The sequence below is a fragment of the Paenibacillus baimaensis genome (genome assembly GCF_025567575.1).
The window spans coordinates 77054-94729 of the sequence record NZ_JAOQIO010000121.1 but is presented as its reverse complement, the minus strand read 5'-3'; the positions used below and the strand labels follow the sequence as shown (position 1 = coordinate 94729).

At 47.6% G+C, this 17676-nt stretch carries 13 protein-coding genes; 1 reads left to right on the top strand and 12 read right to left on the bottom strand.

Annotated elements, in window-relative coordinates; all coding sequences use genetic code 11:
* A complete protein-coding gene (locus OB236_RS35520; protein WP_262688279.1) occupies positions 1-1077 on the bottom strand; it encodes an ABC transporter substrate-binding protein in 1077 nt (358 codons plus the stop codon).
* Between the two features lie 172 nt (positions 1078-1249).
* Here OB236_RS35520 and OB236_RS35515 point away from each other — a divergent pair, with 172 nt between their 5' ends.
* On the top strand, positions 1250-2158 hold the full coding sequence (locus OB236_RS35515; RefSeq protein ID WP_262688278.1) for a LysR family transcriptional regulator: 909 nt from the start codon (positions 1250-1252) through the stop codon (positions 2156-2158).
* Between the two features lie 83 nt (positions 2159-2241).
* Here OB236_RS35515 and arsC read toward each other — a convergent pair whose 3' ends face one another.
* The 11 genes from arsC to OB236_RS35460 all read right to left on the bottom strand — a co-directional run bounded on the left by arsC (position 2242) and on the right by OB236_RS35460 (position 17587).
* On the bottom strand, positions 2242-2664 hold the full coding sequence (gene arsC / locus OB236_RS35510) for an arsenate reductase (thioredoxin) (RefSeq protein ID WP_262688277.1): 423 nt from the start codon (positions 2662-2664) through the stop codon (positions 2242-2244).
* A 24-nt stretch (positions 2665-2688) separates the two neighbouring features.
* Positions 2689-3981, bottom strand: a complete 1293-nt coding sequence (locus OB236_RS35505; protein WP_262688276.1) for an arsenic transporter — start codon at positions 3979-3981, stop codon at positions 2689-2691.
* A 14-nt stretch (positions 3982-3995) separates the two neighbouring features.
* Positions 3996-4319, bottom strand: a complete 324-nt coding sequence (locus OB236_RS35500; RefSeq protein WP_076234140.1) for an ArsR/SmtB family transcription factor — start codon at positions 4317-4319, stop codon at positions 3996-3998.
* Positions 4320-4334: 15 nt separating this feature from the next.
* Positions 4335-4763 (bottom strand): arsenate reductase ArsC, encoded by a 429-nt coding sequence (locus tag OB236_RS35495; protein ID WP_262688275.1) that lies wholly within the window; start codon positions 4761-4763, stop codon positions 4335-4337.
* A 194-nt stretch (positions 4764-4957) separates the two neighbouring features.
* The gene (locus OB236_RS35490; RefSeq protein ID WP_262688274.1) at positions 4958-8719 is read right to left on the bottom strand and encodes a family 16 glycoside hydrolase; all 3762 of its coding nucleotides are present in this window, start codon (positions 8717-8719) and stop codon (positions 4958-4960) included.
* 106 nt (positions 8720-8825) lie between these two features.
* Positions 8826-10817, bottom strand: coding sequence for an alginate lyase family protein (locus OB236_RS35485; RefSeq protein ID WP_262688273.1), 1992 nt, complete (start codon positions 10815-10817; stop codon positions 8826-8828).
* 61 nt (positions 10818-10878) lie between these two features.
* A complete protein-coding gene (locus tag OB236_RS35480; RefSeq protein WP_262688272.1) occupies positions 10879-11760 on the bottom strand; it encodes a carbohydrate ABC transporter permease in 882 nt (293 codons plus the stop codon).
* Positions 11761-11775: 15 nt separating this feature from the next.
* The gene (locus OB236_RS35475; protein WP_262688271.1) at positions 11776-12678 is read right to left on the bottom strand and encodes a carbohydrate ABC transporter permease; all 903 of its coding nucleotides are present in this window, start codon (positions 12676-12678) and stop codon (positions 11776-11778) included.
* Between the two features lie 18 nt (positions 12679-12696).
* The gene (locus OB236_RS35470; protein WP_262688270.1) at positions 12697-14082 is read right to left on the bottom strand and encodes an ABC transporter substrate-binding protein; all 1386 of its coding nucleotides are present in this window, start codon (positions 14080-14082) and stop codon (positions 12697-12699) included.
* Positions 14083-14186: 104 nt separating this feature from the next.
* The gene (locus OB236_RS35465; protein WP_262688269.1) at positions 14187-15800 is read right to left on the bottom strand and encodes a response regulator; all 1614 of its coding nucleotides are present in this window, start codon (positions 15798-15800) and stop codon (positions 14187-14189) included.
* Complete coding sequence (locus tag OB236_RS35460) at positions 15797-17587, bottom strand: sensor histidine kinase (protein ID WP_262688268.1); 1791 nt, start codon at positions 17585-17587, stop codon at positions 15797-15799. Before OB236_RS35460 ends, OB236_RS35465 begins: the two co-directional genes overlap by 4 nt.
* Positions 17588-17676: the final 89 nt, after the last annotated feature.

Genomic DNA, 17676 nt, shown 5'->3' with positions numbered 1-17676 from the left:
TTATTTAACATTCTGATCTGCAAACCAAGTTTTTATCGGTGCTTCCTGTTGAGCTGCCCATTCCGCTGATGGCAGCAGAAAGCTGCCGTCCTGTCTGCGTTCCTTACGCATCTGCACACCCTGAGCCAGTGGAGTGAACAAGCTTTCTGTTGAAGGCAGTGACGTTAACATCGCTTGCGTTTCCGGCTTCATCATATATTCGACGAAGGCTTGGGCCGCAGCCGGATTTTTTGTTTTTTTACTTATGGCGATAACGCGGAGACTTCCGGGTGCACCTTCATCCGGCCAGATCACTTCTACAGGTTCGCCTGCCAGCTTTAATTCATAAGCATTGTGCTCCTGCAGCGCAGCCACATGAATCTCACCACTCACCAAAGCTTTCCCGACCGGTCCATTTTTGGGATAAACCCGCATGCCAGCTTCAAACCGCTGCTTGTACTTCTTTTTCGTTTCCTCCACTCCCCACTTCTGGAAGAAGGCAGAAACTAAGGGGTAGGCAGGTGCTGCCACCGCAGGATCGGCATGTCCTACTGGACCTGAATAGGCAAAAAATTGCTCCCAGGTTTTGGGGGCTTTATCTGCTGGTACCAGCTTCGTATTGTAGGCAATGACCGCCGCCGCATGAATGCCTACCGGATAATAGGCGTAATCCTTCGGCACGAGCGAAGCGCCATACTCGCTTAACTTAGAGAGATTGGCAGGCTTCCAGCCCTTCATCAGAAAGTCACGGTCAGCCAGACTGCGCACCGATCCATGCCCATCCATCATCAGTACATCCCACTGCGGATTGCCTTGCTCTGCCTCAATTTTCGCCAAAGCTTCTCCACCGCCATAATGAACGGCTTCCATTTTGAATCCTGTTTCACTCGTAAATTTAGGTGCTACCAGGTCGACAAAGTCATTGCCGTACAAGTAAATCGTTTTGCCTGTGTCTTCAGCCGGCTTGGGCTCGCTCTGAGACGAAACTTCCGCTCCTTTGCCTGCCAAAGACGACGAAACTTCCGTTCCACAGCCTGTCAGCAGCATTCCCACAGCTACACTCATTCCCAGAGCCATTCGCATCCAATTCCTGTTCATATGTACCTCCCTTGTTTCAGGTATCCGTCCTGGACCCTGTTACTTAAGTGTAAGCGACCATATTCATCAGAGGGTTAGCTGCGTGTTAACACAAAATTAAATAATATTAATGATATTTTTGATAAAATAGATAATATGAATGATAGGCTTATATAAGAAAAGAGGTTAATTAATGAATTTGCAGCAATTGAAAGTATTCGTGCTCGCTGTTGATTTGCAAAAACTGTACCTGGTGGCCGAGAAGTTGCAAATTACACAGCCTACTGTTACTTTTCATTTAAATAAACTACAGGACGATCTGGGGGTATCTTTGTTCAAAACCAAATCTTACCATGTCATCAAGCTGACGGAAGCAGGTAAAGATCTATATCATTATGCTTTACAGGTAAACGCCCTCTCTGTGGAAATACATAGTCTGATGGATGAACATAAAGGAATGAAGGCCGGGCGGTTATCCATCGGCAGCACACATACGCCTGCTACTTATATGATTCCCCCGCTACTGCGTGAATGGCGACAAACTTATCCCGATCTCAGCTTGTATCTTGATGTCAGGCCGGCACCTTACATTCTGGAGCAGCTGAAAAACTTTGAAATCGATATTGGTATCATTTCACACATACATATGGAGGATCCCGATCTGATCAGCGAGCCTTTAGTCAAGGACGATCTGGTCATTATCCTCGCTGCTGATCACCCTCTTGCACTTGTAGAGGAAATTACACCGGATCAACTTACTGGTTATCCCTTCGTATCTCACGAGGAAGGATCGATTAGTAGGAAGCTCGTGGATGATTGGGTGCAGCAGCAAGACATCGTATTGGATATTGTCATGGAGGTGTCCAGCTCAGAGGCATTAAAAGCGGCAGTACGTCATGGAATCGGTTATGGAATGGTTTCAGAAACATCCGTTAAAGCAGAAGAACAGGAAGGTAGTCTAGTCGTAAAACCGATCCCATACTGGTTGCCCAAACGATATATTTACGCTGTGAAGCATAAGAAAAAGCTGATTGGTCCTGCTCAACACCTATTTTGGAGAAAATTGGAGCATGCATTCCGCTCACAGGTGCCCACTTATTAAATCTCATATCCTGAACAAAATAGAACCCTCCATGTTGATAGAGGGTTCTAGCTTTTTTCGTCTAAACCTACTTTCTAATATTCTTACTTTCCTTCGGCTATGAACGTCTCGATCCGCGACTTGATCGCATCCCGAACTTCACGGAATTTATCCATGATTTCTTCTTCTGTACCTGTCGCTTTGGCAGGATCATCAAAGCCCCAATGCCATTTCACTACGTTTTTATTGGGAATCACCGGACAATGCTCATCTGCATGACCACACAAGGTAATCACATAATCAGCACGGTTTAATAAGTCAGATTCAATGACCTTGGATATGTTTTTACTAATGTCCACACCAGCTTCATTCATGACCTGAACAGCACGCGGATTAAGACCATGAGCCTCTAAGCCTGCACTTTTGACTTCATATTGCTCACTACCTAATTCATTTAAAAATCCATCAGCAATCTGGCTGCGACAAGAATTTCCTGTGCACAAAAAATAAACAAGTTTCTTTTCCATGTGTCCTATCCCCATCCTCATTTTTTATGATATCAACTTCAGCCACAAGTAAAGGCCAGTCAATGTAATCAATAGTGTAGGTATTGTAAGCACTATACCGATTTTGAAATAAGCTCCCCATGTAATAACTACACCTTTTCGAGATAAGACATGGAGCCATAATAGGGTAGCCAGTGATCCGATCGGCGTGATTTTCGGACCCAGATCAGACCCGATCACATTGGCATATATTAAAGCTTCGCGAATAACCCCCTCTGTATGCGTTGCTTGAATAGCCAGAGCATCTATCATGACCGTGGGCATGTTGTTCATAATCGAAGATAATATCGCCGCAATGAGCCCCATACCTATCGTAGCCGTGAACAAACCCTGATCCGCGACAGTCTGAATGACTGCACCCAATTGATCTGTCAGTCCGACATTGCGAAGACCATAAACGACCACATACATACCGATGGAAAATACAACTACCGCCCAAGGAGCTTCCTTGATGATCCGTTTCGTTTCAATAGCGTGGCTTCTGCGTGCAGCCAGAATAAAGAATAGGGCCGCGATACCCGCGATAATTGAAACAGGGACTTTTATAAACTCGCTTAACAGGTAAGCCACAAGAAGAACCGCCAGGATCACCCAGGATAACCGAAATAATCGGAGGTCTTTAATAGCTTCACTGGGTTGTTTGAGCTGCTGAATATCATAATTCTTTGGAATTCTTTTTCGGAAGAATAGATAGAGAACAAGAATACTTGCCCCAAGAGAAAAGAAATTGGGAACGATCATACGGCTTGCATACTCCACGAATCCAATACCGAAATAGTCTGCAGAAACGATATTGACCAGATTACTTACAACAAAAGGCAAGGAGGTGGTATCCGCAATAAATCCACTCGCCATAATAAAGGGAATGATCATCCGGTCATCAAACTTCAGCGCGCGTACCATGGCAAGCACGATCGGAGTTAAAATGAGCGCCGCACCATCATTAGCGAAAAGTGCAGCTACCGCGGCCCCGAGCAGGATCACATAGATAAACATCATCGTACCGTTGCCCTTTGCTATTCGTGCCATGTGAAGTGCTGCCCACTCGAAAAATCCGATCTCATCCAGAATCAGCGAAATCAGAATAATCGCGACAAAAGCAAGCGTTGCATTCCAGACGATAAGTGTTACATCCCAAACATCCCCCAAGCTCACCACCTGGCAGATGAGGGCCAGTACCGCACCACCCATGGCAGACCAACCAATGTTTAATCCCTTGGGCTGCCAGATCACAAAAACTAATGTCACTACAAAAATAAGAAAAGCAGCGTAAGCCATAAAACCCTCCTGAGTTAAGTACAGCAGTCGTTTTCTACACAAACAAGCGAATCCATTTTCTCCTTTTGTGAAGGTAGCTGTTTAAGAATTTCAGCAATATAAGGTTTGTCTTGCACCGTTAGGGAATAATAAACCCATTGACCCCTTTTGGTTTCTTTCACAAGACCACCATCTTTCAATTTGCGCATGTGCTGACTGATATTCGGCTGACTGGTCTGTAAAATATCCACGATCTCGCACACACATAACTCTTTTTCATTAAGTAGGGCGACAATCGTCAATCTGTTCTTATCTCCAAGCAGTTTGAGCACATCCGCTATTTCTGCGATTTGATTCATGCCTTTATCCTCCTTTTAAGCGATAGGGATATTCATCCCCTTTAGTAGATCAATCACTTTTTGCCGAATTTCGTCGCGAGCCTTTCTTACTTCATCGATCCCACAGCCTTCAATGGCTAAGGGATCTTGAATGTTCCAATCCACATTCATAATCTGGAAAGGGACGATCGGACATTGCTCTGTTACTTGCTCGCAGAGCTTCACAATAGCATTAGCTGCCATAAAAGATTTCATGTTCAGCTTTTTTGAAACATTGTTAGAAATATCAATGCCAACTTCCTTCATCGCTTCAATGGTTAAGGGATGAATGTCACTGGATTCAAGACCGGCACTTTCCGCGAAAAGATGTTCTCCGCCATAATAAGTGGCAAAGGCTTCAGCCATTTGGCTGCGACAACGGTTTTGATAGCAAAGAAAGTAAATACGGGTTACTTTTCTATTCATTCTCTCACACTCCTTTTCACTTGTAAATGATTATATAATGATATACTTATATAATAAAGTTAAGAAATTATTAATAATAACGAATAAGATTATTGATTAAGTATTCTTGTCCAGCTCCACATCGCATAAACCACAAAAAAATCTGCCTGAGCCCGTGCTCAAGCAGATTTCATGATACCGTGCAGAAAAAATGCTTATTGAACCGTCACATCATCAAATTTGGCATTGGCGCGATGAGCATTCAACCCCACCTTCCCTGACGAAAAGCTGCTGTCGGTGGTCGTAAGCTCCTTCGTCCCATTAACCCAAAGCTCCAACGTGCTTCCGTTCACGACTGCTTTCATCGTATACCAGGTACCTGTGTTAAAGGTATAGCTCTTGGAGACCAGAGTTGTCCATGTGCCTCCGACCTTCTTCTGAATTTTGATTTCTCCGCTTTGCTTGTAGTACTGGAAGTTGTACAGATTGTTGCTGTCCTGATATCTTGCGTCCAAGCCGATACCGGCAAAGGTCCCGCTATCAAAGACGTCTGCCTTGACTTTGGTGCTTATGGCATAGTTGGTCCATGCGATGCTGCCATTTAATGAATGAGTGTCCGCGGCTGTGGAATCGCTTTGCTGATACACCTTCGTTCCATCCGTTACGACTGCCCACGTTCCCGTCGTCGGTGTCCATCCTGTTGCTGTCCCTGACTCAAAGCTGTCGCTCAGTAGGACCAGGCTTTGCATGCTGACATCATCGAATTTGGCATTAGCCCGATGGGCATTTAAACCTATTTGTCCGGTTGCCAGACTACTGTCCACCACTGTGAGCTCTAATACGCCGTTGATCCAGAACTCGAGATTGCTGCCATTCACTACAGCCTTCATCGTATACCAGGTACCCGTATTGAAGGTGTAGCTTTTGGCCGCAAGGGAAGTAATGGTTCCCGCCACCTTCTTTTGAATTTTAATTTGTCCCGTCTGTTTATAATATTGAAAACTGTACGAGTTGTTACTATCCTGATACCTCGCATCCAGGCCCACACCTGCATAGCCTCCACTGTCAAAAGCATCCGCTTTCACTTTGGCGCTTACTTCATAGTTGGACCACACCGTGCTGCCGTTCAGTGCATGCGTATCGACTGCTGTGGAGTCGCTTTGCTGGTATACCTTGGTTCCATCCGTTACGATGCTCCAGTTACCTGCTGTCGGTGTCCATCCAGAAGCAGTTCCGGACTCGAAATTATCGCTTAGAGTGGGAAGTGTACTCAATAAGCTGCCGGTCTTGAAGGACACGATCACGCTGGCCGATGTGCCTCCAGCCTCGGTGAAGGTCAAAGTTTTGCTGTAATTCGTATTGCTGTTCAGTCCTGTTGTATCGATGGTATAAAAAATTTCCTGTTCACCGCGCAGATTGCCGGAGGCTGTAACCAGATTGAGCCAGCCACCTTGACCGCTGACCGTCCAGTTCGTGCTCAAGCCACCGCCTTTGTTGATCAGCTTGATTTTACGCAGCTGATCCTGATTGCCTTCACTCACCGTACCTGCATTGATAACAGGAGCCGTATACAGTTTCGGTGCCGGGATGCTGTTGATGGCGGCAATCGTGTTCGTTTCCTGAAACTTCGTCACGCTGCCCTTCGAGGTCGTCAGCTTCAACTGCAGCCAACGCGACCCAGTCAGACCGGTTGGCACTGCAAAGCTAATCGCCTGCTCAGTCTTGCCGCCGTATGGCACACTGCTGACGAAAGAGCCCGTTTGAAAGCTCGTGTACGAATTGTCTGCCGGATTCAAATAACCGGCCTCCCAGGCAACGTTGACGTTTGTCCCGTTTTGCTGCTCGTCATTGTAGACGACAATCGTCCGCGACTGGGTGCTGCCTGCGCTGACCAGTGGCAAATTAACACCGATGCGGTTATCCTTGTCACCGTTCTTATCAAAGGCGGCGACTGGCGCAAATGTATTTTTCCAATAGTCGTAGGAATCCGATTTGATAAAGGCTGGACGATTCGTATCGAATACATTGAACATCGGACGGTCGATAATTGTAGGCTTTAAGCCCGGAGCTGTCGGGTCATCCCATATCGGATACAGCGTATCCTCAAGCACCTCATAGGAGTAGCGCCAGTTGGCATAGGAACGAATATCTGCCAGACCGGCATACCTCATGGCTCTTGTCATCCGCCCTACCGCGCGATGGCGAACGGCTTGTGAGACTATGTTCGCATCCGCGTAATTATTGCCTCCGGTCGTATTGGACAATGTACCGTCCGCATTCATCAAGGGCCAGCCCTGAGACGGCGTATAGGACTCTCCTTCGCCCTTCGGCTTGGTCGTACCGTTCGTGTAAAGTCCGTACATCGTGCCGTTGTTGAGCCAGGCACCCGGATAGCCGCCCGTGTAATGAACGTTATCCTCGTCAGCGGCATTATTGCCATCGTGCATGATTGGTCTGCTGCTGTCCACAGAGCTGATCGCGTTGTTAATGGTCGGCATGTAGACACTGGCACAATTCGTATCCCAGCATTCATTGCTGCCGCTCCACATAATGACCGACGGATGATTTTTATAGCTGTTGATCCAGCGCTGCACCCATTCCGTCAAATACGTATTGGCCGGGGTGGTGATACTGTTATGCGGCTGCCATATCGGAGCCTCATCAATCACCAGCAGGCCGATTTCATCGGCATAATCATACAGCTCCTTGATTGCACCGCCGACATGAGTACGGAACGCGTTCATATTCGTGTTCTTCCACTCATCCATCAATAGCTTTACCTGCTTAATATTAGCGTCCTTATTCGTCTGCGAAGCACTGGTGGTCGGTCCATGCGTATGGAAAGCATGCCAGCCGAATTGGAGCGCATCGCCTCTCAGATTCGTTTTGACTCCGTTTAGCTGAAAATAATTCGTATTTACGTTGAACTGTCTGAATCCAAAACGTGTAACGTACGAATCGATGGTCATGGCACCCTGCACAAGCGAAGAATTCAAATTGTACAGCTTCGGATCATCGGTCCACCAATATTTGGCGTTCGTCCAGGCAACATCGGTAAGGCTAACCATTTGGCTCGAATTGGCGCCAATAGTTACCGTCTGATCTGCAAAAGATTTTTCCAGACTTCCGCCCACTAAAGTCGCATTATTTTTCAAAGTAACCGTCTGGCTGCTGCTCGTACTGTTGGTTACTGTAACTTTTAATGTAATCGTATCGTCCGAAGGGTCCGTATTTTTTTTCAAATCCGGGGTAACGAACGTATCGGAAATAAACATCTTGGGTGCGGCTGTGAGGAATACATCGCCGGAGATGCCGCGCCCCTGTCCCCATGACTGGTCGTCAACGCCATACACAAACAACGACCTGCCTCCGCTGTCTACCGCATCAGCCGGGAGCGCATATTTCCCCCAAGTCCGAATTTCGAGTGTGTTGCTGCTGCCAGCAGTCACAAGTGCGGTAATATCCAGCTTGTACGGCAGGGACATCATCACATAGCCCCCCGTCGTTTCCCCACCTACCTGAATACCGTTTACCAAAACCTTTCCGATTACGGAGATCCGGTCCAGATTCAGAAAAATCTCTTTGCCGCTCATGCTGCTTGGAACGGTAAAGCTTCTTTTGTAAACGCCAAAGTTGAGAGTCTGCCAAGCAGCTGGATACCCGAAATCCGTCTCGTCCCAATAGGAAGGAACCGTAATATTCGACGCAGTTGTACCATTGTTAGGATAAAAATCCCATACACCGTTCAAGGAAACCTGCTCCCTGCTGTAATCAACGGCCAGCACGGCTGTCGGCACAGGCAATAAGGAGAGCAGCAGACTAAGCAGCAGCAACGCCGCCAATCCTTGCTTTTTGAAATTGAAGCTGAGCATAACAATGACCTCCATTTCATTAATATGAAGCTTTAGCGGACCCTGCATATGCAACAGAAGGGTCCAACGGATCTCCGATTCAGGTGCGGCATCACCTCCTTTCATACACATCACACAAACCAATGACAACGCTTACAAATGATGAGAAATGAAACTGCTTCTTGGTAGATGGACCGACGACGGATATGATTCCGCCGTACGGCGCTGATGTTTAAGTGTCGAAGCTGACACTATGGGTATCGATCAGAATCGACTGCATGGGCACCTCCCCACAGCTCCATACCAGCTTCATCGATCGTTGGTCCAAATCCAGCTGCATTCGTTCCATAACCACTGCTGCCTCCTTCTGCCTATGCCGCTGATCCCACGCACAAGACTCTGGTATGCAGATGACGGCGATTGCCCCCATACCTGTAAAAGACCCGCTACAGCCGAGCACAGGAATCGGTTCCTTGAAGCCGTAATTGGGAGAAATCCAGCCTGATTTCACTGAATGCTCTGCGTGTGAAATTCCCTCCATTGACCATGACATCTGGAGTGTAACCTGCTCCCCATATTCGATGGTTACCTGCTGACCCAACTTATCCAGAATAAGATTGGCTGATGGAGTGAGCTGAAAGCTCTGCTCCATCTGGTGTGCACCCTCCCCTTCAAGCCAATCTACGATGAGCAGCATCGGCTGTTTTTTGCAGAGCAGCAGCCATCGACGGTGGGTGACGGGCTGCGCCAGCCGCATGTATCCGTCATGCGAGGCATCGATAAAATCATACTCGCTGTTCGTCAACCAGCGGTGTACGGTCGGCTCGGCTGCCCGTTCTCCCCATTGCTGAGTCGATACGTAAGTGGTTTGATCGCATTGATCAATCGTTACTGTGTTATGCGCCGAAGTGCCCTTAAAGTACCTACGCCAATCGCCTTCCTCGTAGGTGTATCTGCCAGGGTCAGAGAATAGAAGGCACTGCTTGAACATCCATTCAAAATGCAGCACATCAGCATGACCATGCGCACCTCCCATCGGTGCAGCGTCGAAGAACAAATGGTTGTTTCTGTCACGTATCAGGTAGTAGCCGCTGTGTGGAAACACGACCGTTTGCGGCTCCGTCCCAGCCTGCTGCTGAGCCAGGTGGGTATCGGCGGCAGCTACCGTCAAACCATTCGGCTGCTGCGATATCCGCCTGCGTTCAACCTCGCTCAGTCGCAATTGCTTGAACCGCTCTGCCCCTATCTGCCAGAGAGTCTTGTCATCTAAACGACCCGATGCGATAATCGACTCGTCCTCCAGAATGGCTCCCAGGAAGCCGATCCAACTGGGGATGTCATAGCTAACATCGGAATCCGATAGTGGACTCGTGCCCCCATCCGGTCGGACAGTCGCACAGCTGAACGTTGCCATCGATCTCAGCTTCTCCGTATAAGTACGGGAAAAGGGCCGTCCCATCTGCTTCGCCAATCCGTATGGCGTACCGAACATATGAATGCTGGCGTTGTGATAAGATGGGGTTAATTCCTCCTGAACCCCATCTTCGCGAATCTGCTTGTGCAGGCACAGCTCAAGCCGCTCGGTAGCCAGCTGCAGCCAGTAAGGCGCCTCCGGGTGCGCTTCCATAATCATTCCGATCATATGCAGACCCTGCATATGCATTGTTGCGTGATTAATCGAACAATCACCCAAGTACGACGAGAGATACCGGGCATGCTCGACCAGCCCTTCCTTCAGCTCCGCGACAAAAACCGTATCCAGAATTGGACTATCGCTCATCAGCAGCCAGCCCCATATCCATGCCTGTACTCGCAATCCAACTTCAAGCAGTCGCCACGGACCCGGTTTTTGGAAGTAGACGGATTGCTCATAAGACAAGCCAATCGGAACGGGATTTTGCATTCGCCAAGACCTGATATGCCTTACGAACGTTTCCGGGTACTTCTTGTCACCGGTTCCTGTATACGCTTTGCCCAATTCGTAAAAGTGACCATGACGGTTCAATAGCCATGTGTACTCCAGGTCCTCAGTTGGATTGTGGAGCCAGTCCGGTGTCATCCCATGCTCGACCCAGCGGTCGGCAGCCATCGTTGAGGCAAGCCTGAATCTTCCTTCGCTGCTTTCATTCGCCACTTTCCGCGTGAAGGCCTCCTGCTCCGGGAACTCCTCCCGGTACACGTCAGCCGTTATCTGCCACTCATCGCGTGTCAATAACAAACGCATAACCTGATCCCTCTCCGTTCGTGCTTACAATGCTACTATCGCTGAAATCCTCTCAATCAAATTAACCCTTAACCGATCCCGCTGTGACCTGCATGAAAGACTTGTTCGCAAATATATACACGATCAGAATCGGCAAAATCGATAGGCAGGCACCCGCCATAATCAAATGATTTTGTGCTGCTCCCCCCGAGCCGTAACGCAGGTTAGCCAGCCCCACCGTTAACGGCTGAAGCTTGGGACTCGAAAGGGTGAATACAAATGGTAAAATATATTCGTTCCAGGCCGCTTTAAAGGTGAACAATGCCGCTACGCCAAGTCCGGGCCGCAACAGGGGCAATATAATCCGCCAATAGATGGAGTAAAAATTACAGCCGTCTATTAACGCCGATTCGTCGAGCTCCCGCGGAATTCCCTTGAAAAAACCGATTAGAATAAAAAATATCGAGGCGTGCGCACTAATCAGTATAATGATGACGCCCCAAAGCGATTTTTGCAGATGAAGCTGCACCATCAGATCGAACTGAGGACGAAGCACAACGGCACCGATTGAAATAAACAGCGTTGAGGCTTGAATGGCTATATACACTTTTTTCAAAAGAAACTCTCTGCGATCTACCGCATAAGCCGCTGTCGAGGCGATGATCAAGGTACCGATGGTTACCGTTAATCCAAGAAATAAACTGTTCACGGAGAAGGTCGAAAAATTACCTTTCTGCCAAGCTTCAACATAGTTCGCAAAATGCCACGTAGTTGGTAATAAGGTGCCTCCTCCGGTAATTTCGGCATTCGTCTTAAATGAATCCAATAACGTAATGGCTACGGGAAACAGCAGCAGCAAAGCCGTAATTAACAAAAACAACCACTGGCACACATCCGCCAGCTTCCTGCGAATCAACAAGGATTGCTGCGTCACGGCAGGATTCAAGCTTTTTTCTATTTGCATTCCGCTTCGCCCTCTTTAATAAATTTTACTCATCCGTCTCGAAGCATAAAAGTAGACACCCGTGATGAGCCCAACAATCAACGCAGCAGCAAATCCAGTTGCACTGCCGTATCCAAAATCCTGCATAATCTGACCACCGCCCGACGTCGAAATCGGGAAAAAGAATTGATACACATACAAATACATAACGTTGGTTTTCCCGAAAGGACCGCCTTCGGTGATGAGCAGGATGCTTTCATAGCCCTTGAGCGAAACAGTGATCGCCAGCATAATAATCATCTGCATAACCGGACCGAGCAGCGGCAGCGTAATTCTTGTGAATTGCTGGTAGCGGTTCGCCCCGTCAATCATCGCACTCTCATATATATCCCGCGGTATATTTTGCAATCCGGCCAGAAACAGCAGCATGTAGTTGCCGATCGCTCCCCAGGCCGCAACCATAATCATCGTCAACATCGCATATCGTGGTCCAAGCCATTCCACACTTTCCGACACCACGCCATACTTTATGAGCAGCTGGTTTAAAATTCCGTTGTATGAATTGAAAACGACATAAAACACAACCGACATCACAGCCGTACTAATAATGGTAGGCAGGAAGAAAATCGCCCTGAATATGTGGCGGCCCCTAAGGGCCCCATTCAACATAACCGCCAGAACAAGCGAAAGCGGGATCGTCAGCAGTAGCTTACCAGCGGCATATACAAATGTATTTCCTACCGAGGACCAGAACATTTCGTCATGGAGGAGCCTCTCAAAGTTAGCCAGCCCGACGAATTGCTCCTGACCGAACCCATGGTATTCGTAAAACATATAACGAATGGCCCATAGGATCGGATAAACACCCAGCACGAGCGTCAGCAGCAGGCTCGGAAGCGTCATGGTGTAAGGCTCGAGTCGAAGCTTGATTTTGTCCATCTGTGTCACCTCAGCTTTTTATTTCGTAAGCTGCCCCTGGTAGCTTTTGAAATCGAACTTCGGATCACCGGTAATTTTGGTAAGCCCTGACTGTTTGGCTTTATCGAGTGCCGTGTTGTAGCGTGTGTTCAGATCTTTGATGATGGCGTCCGCATCGCCGCCTTCAAGCAAATATTTGGTGAATATGCTGTCTACACTCATTCCTTCTGGCGCTACAGCGGGCGCAGCAGGCAGTAAAGCATCATATTTCGTGGGCAGGAACAGCTCAAAATTGGTTACGTTAGTTTTTGGCGATTGCTTTAATACGGATGGAACTGCGGACACACCTACTGCATCCTCCTGATACGATTTCAGAATTTCATCGCTGTACATGTATTCAAGGAATTTCCAGGCTTTGTCCTTATTTGCCGATTTGCTGCCCAAACCAAGGAAGGTATAGGCATTACTGAAAGCAACAGTGCCATTTATCGTTCCGTCAATTGTCGGCACCTGAGCGGCTGCCCATTTAATTTTGGCGGGGAATTGCGATTTGAATACGATCGGCTCACCTGCGTGGTTGATATACATCCCGATTTTCCCTTCAGCGAATTGGGCACGCAGCGGGTCAATATCGAGCATTTCCGATCCAGGGATAATACTGCCATCCTGTTTCATTTGTCGGAGTGCTTCCATAATCGGTTTCAGTCCGGTAAAGTCAAATTTCCCTGTTTTGTAATCAAACTGATTCGTTCCACTTAAATTACCGATTGGCAGCGCAACCCTTGAGAAGCCGTTGCCCTTGAAATTTTCGGCAAATCCGTAAGCACCGCTGGCCTTGCCTACCTCCGTAATTTTCTTGGCAGCTTCGACCATTTCCTTAAGCGTTGTCGGCGGCGATTTAATGCCCGCTTTCTCAAACAGCTCGACATTGTAAATCAATCTTTGCGTTAAGCCATAGTTGGGCAAGGAATAAATTTTGCCGTCAATCATATTCCCGTCCTCAAAGGTTAAGCCGTTGAACCGTTTCTTCAAATCTTCCGTTAAATAGGTGTTAAGCGGCTCCAGATATCCTTTTTTGGTGTAGCTGGTAAAGTTGTTGACCCGGATAATATCTGGGGCCTGATTGCTGGCGTAAGCGATTTCGAGCGACTGCTCGTAATTTTCGGCCATAATATTCACTTCAACCTCGATATTATCCTTGTTCGTTTCGTTGAACTTCTTAACCTCCGCTTTAATATGGTCCGAAGCGCCACGGTCCGGTGTCCAGAATAACAGCTTCGTTTTTTCGCCGCTTTTTTCACTGCTTTTTTCATTGCTTTTCGCGACGCTGTCTGATGCAGGCTTCGTTGCCGTTGTCTCCCCGCATGCGCTTAAAGATGCCGCCATTACAATGCTGATTCCTACTATTGGCCATTTTTTCAACATGCTTGTTTGCCCCCTGAGGATTGTTTTGGATTTCTATCCTTACTGTAACCGATTGCATTGCAAATGGGAGCGAGAGAAAACGACTGAACAAGGGGAGAAAATCACTATTTGATATAACCGGACCGAAATTCGGTTGGCGTAACTCCTGTATGCTTTTTGAACAATTCACTGAAATACCGTCGATCCTCGTACCCTACAGCAGCAGATACTTCTTGAACCTGGGCACCGGCGACAATCATCGCTTTAGCCTTCTCCATCCGCTCCATAATGAGAAATTGGGTGAACGTCATACCCGTTGTTTTCTTGAATAATCCGGCAAAATAACTCGCGCTGATGTGAACCGTTTTGGCACACTCCTGAACCGTGATATTGTCATGAAGGTGTGCTTTGATGTAATCAATCGCTTGATCGATGAACGATTGTGTGCTCGTTGCCTGGAGTTGAGTAACCAGCTTGCATCCCTCACGACACAGCTCCTTCAGCAAAAGGCGCATATCCTGCAAGGAAACCTTGCCATCGATCAATGAATCCTTAACCTTTCGGTCCAAAACAGACAGCTTGTCGTAGGGCACCTTCTCCATGAAAGCACGCAAAATCATCAGCGCCAGCTCGTAATGTACACTTTTCATATACTGGGGCTCCAGCATCGTCTCGGAATCAGCAAATTCCTGCAAAATCAATTCCAGTGCCTCTACGGCCTTATCTCCGTTACCCGAATACATCGACAGGAACAGTTCCTTCTCCTTATCCAGCGAGTACTTGAGCGTCTGCCCATGAGTGGATTCAAAATCACGAAAGCGCAGCAGCGTGTTTCCCTGCGAATAAAAGCGAAAGGAAAGCGCCGAAAGCGCCTGCTCATAAGCTGACGGCAGCTGCTCTATTCGTTCTGCCATCAGCCCCAAACCTACCGAAACCGAATATTTGGAATACTGCGTAATGTTGTCCCTGCACAAATCGGCAAGTACACTTGCTTCTTCCTCTCCATTGACATTAATAACAGCGACGAACCGATCTATCCCGTCACGAAACACAAGTCCCTTTGTGATAGGGGCTATCGACTCCTCCAAAATGTTTTGTATCGTAAAGCGGATTAATTCAACCTCATGAATCGGCAGCGAGCTGCATCGCTCGGTGAAATCGTCAATCTCGATGACCATCACAGCAAAATGCGCAGCCTCCATCTCCACCTGCAGGAAATCCCACCGCTGCTTCGCACGTTCGGAGCTCGTTGGGTAACGCAGCAGCAGCTGAAAATATTCCTGTCGCAGAATAGGCAGGCTATGCCGTATTTGGCTTTCCATCTCCCGATAATGCTCCTGGATACGATGCTGCTCCAGCAGCTCTTTTTGGGCTTGTAACACAACTTGAAGCACGGTACTCGTTGAGAAAGGCTTCGTAATGAGATCAAAAGCACCCAGCTTGAGTGCCTGCTGCGCATATTCAAAATCGGTGTAGCCGGTAATGAAAATAATTTGGCAAGCCTCGGCTTGCTCCAGAACAGCTCTGCTCATTTCCAGCCCGTCCATCATCGGCATGCGGATATCGGTAATCACAATATCCGGTCGTAAGCTGCGGATTAGCGCAAGGCCCGCCATGCCATCCGTCGCTGTTCCGCAGACGTCTATACCGTGATCACCCCAAGGAATCGCTGTAGCGATCCCGGTTACTACATCGTCCGTATCGTCAATGATACATAAGGTAAGCCTTGCTTCTGTCATCGTATCCATGCTCCTTTTAATCCCGTCGGGATCGATTCGATAATTTCAAGCGGGATCGTCAGCGTAACCATCGTTGCCTGGTTCGGTACGCTCGTCAATTGCAGCTGAGCCTCATTGTGGTAATAAAGCAGCAGCCGGTGGTATACATTGCGCAGTGCGTAGCTCGTGCGGGTCTGTGTAGGATCGGTTACCCCGCGGTACACCAATTCTGCATCCATTCCAGCACCATTATCAGTCACGACGATCAACAGCTTATCATCTTGCTGAGTGACCCTGATTGTGATTGTGCCCCCTCTCTGTATGTTTTTGAAGCCATGGAGAATCGAATTTTCCACCAAGGGCTGGAGCAGCAGCTTTAGAATGGGAAGACGCAGTAATCCATCATCCTCGCATTCAACCGAATAGTCGAAGGTCCCAGGGTAGCACTTGGTTTGCAGCCGCAAATATTCGGTTACATGATTGAGTTCCTTCTCCAGCGTCGTAATCTCCATACCATTGTTAAGACCCAGCTTGAACAAGCTTGATAACGACAAAATCATTTCCTTCACATCGTCATTTTTATTCAACTCGGCCTTCCAAAACATCGTATTCAGTGTATTGTATAAAAAATGCGGATCAATCTGCGCTTGTAGCGCTTTCACTTCTGCTTTACGGCGTTCATTGCCCACTTCCTCTACCTCATGAATAAGCCCGCCAATTTCATCGAGCATCCGATTGAACTGGTAACCTACATGGGACACTTCATCCTGATACGGACTTTGGAAACGGACAGTTAAATTATTTTGTCCCACCTGCTTGATCACAGCCTGCAGCATACGTAAAGGTTTCAGCAAAAATCCGGTAAGCACATTCGATAAAACCAACGCTATCACGGCACACCCCGCTATAATCAACAGAACGACCCACTTGATCGCGTCGATATTAGAAAGTAAATCGTCCTTCGACTGGACTCCAACCACCATCCAATCCGTCATGACCGACAATTTGGCGTAGGTGACCAAATAATCCTTGTCGTTTGCCGTATAATCAAAGTAACCCGATTTGCTTGCATTCAATTGATTCAAAAATAAAGGATCAGTCTGCCACGGAAGCTCCAACTGACTGCCGACAATCGGTTTCCCCTCGTTCGTAATCAATTCATAATGCGTAAAAGAGCGCTTTATATCTTTGGTCAGATAGTCCATAATGACGCTGTCTTTAATATTGATCACAATATACATATTGCTGGCGGTCACATCGATATACGGTAAAGCCCTGATGACCATCGAAATAACCCTTTCATTTTCCATAAATAACGGATCCTCGTGGCTTTCTACAAATAGCACACCTTCCTTCTCCTGCAGACGTTTGTACAGAGACGTATCCGTAAAAGGAGTTGTCGTACGATGCTGATTTGTAGGGTAGAAATCCCCTATCGGTGTTGAAAAAAGTACAGAATCGATAATTGGCTCGTTCATTTTCATTTGGTCAAACACATTTTGCAAGGCATTCAGATCAAAGTAATAGTTCCCCTGCTGTGCCAGATTGGCATCCTTGACTGTGTTCTTGAATGAATCATTGAACATGAGCGCCAGTACGACCACCAAAATATTTTTGAGCTTCTCGTCCACGGCCTGCGACGATTTACTGATCGTGGTCTGGCTGTTTTCAAAAGCATTTTTTTGCATGGCCGAAGCTGCGATATAGTAGGTTGCTGTCCCTGTAGCCATGATCGACAGCACAATCAGACACACGAACGAAACCCAAATCCGCTTGCGAAACGATTGTTTATACATCAGTTGCTTCACACAAGTGCCCCTTCCAAATGGATATCCCAACAAGTCAATCAGCTGCTTTCCGAGCGTTCGGCCCCTTACCTTTCCTTATCTTACCAAAA

Coding starts and splice junctions, on each gene's coding strand:
- OB236_RS35520 (WP_262688279.1), bottom strand. CDS start 1,077: ATGAACAGGAATTGGATGCGAATGGCTCTGGGAATGAGTGTAGCTGTG.
- OB236_RS35515 (WP_262688278.1), top strand. CDS start 1,250: ATGAATTTGCAGCAATTGAAAGTATTCGTGCTCGCTGTTGATTTGCAA.
- arsC (WP_262688277.1), bottom strand. CDS start 2,664: ATGGAAAAGAAACTTGTTTATTTTTTGTGCACAGGAAATTCTTGTCGC.
- OB236_RS35505 (WP_262688276.1), bottom strand. CDS start 3,981: ATGGCTTACGCTGCTTTTCTTATTTTTGTAGTGACATTAGTTTTTGTG.
- OB236_RS35500 (WP_076234140.1), bottom strand. CDS start 4,319: ATGAATCAAATCGCAGAAATAGCGGATGTGCTCAAACTGCTTGGAGAT.
- OB236_RS35495 (WP_262688275.1), bottom strand. CDS start 4,763: ATGAATAGAAAAGTAACCCGTATTTACTTTCTTTGCTATCAAAACCGT.
- OB236_RS35490 (WP_262688274.1), bottom strand. CDS start 8,719: ATGAAAGGAGGTGATGCCGCACCTGAATCGGAGATCCGTTGGACCCTT.
- OB236_RS35485 (WP_262688273.1), bottom strand. CDS start 10,817: ATGCGTTTGTTATTGACACGCGATGAGTGGCAGATAACGGCTGACGTG.
- OB236_RS35480 (WP_262688272.1), bottom strand. CDS start 11,760: ATGCAAATAGAAAAAAGCTTGAATCCTGCCGTGACGCAGCAATCCTTG.
- OB236_RS35475 (WP_262688271.1), bottom strand. CDS start 12,678: ATGGACAAAATCAAGCTTCGACTCGAGCCTTACACCATGACGCTTCCG.
- OB236_RS35470 (WP_262688270.1), bottom strand. CDS start 14,082: ATGTTGAAAAAATGGCCAATAGTAGGAATCAGCATTGTAATGGCGGCA.
- OB236_RS35465 (WP_262688269.1), bottom strand. CDS start 15,800: ATGACAGAAGCAAGGCTTACCTTATGTATCATTGACGATACGGACGAT.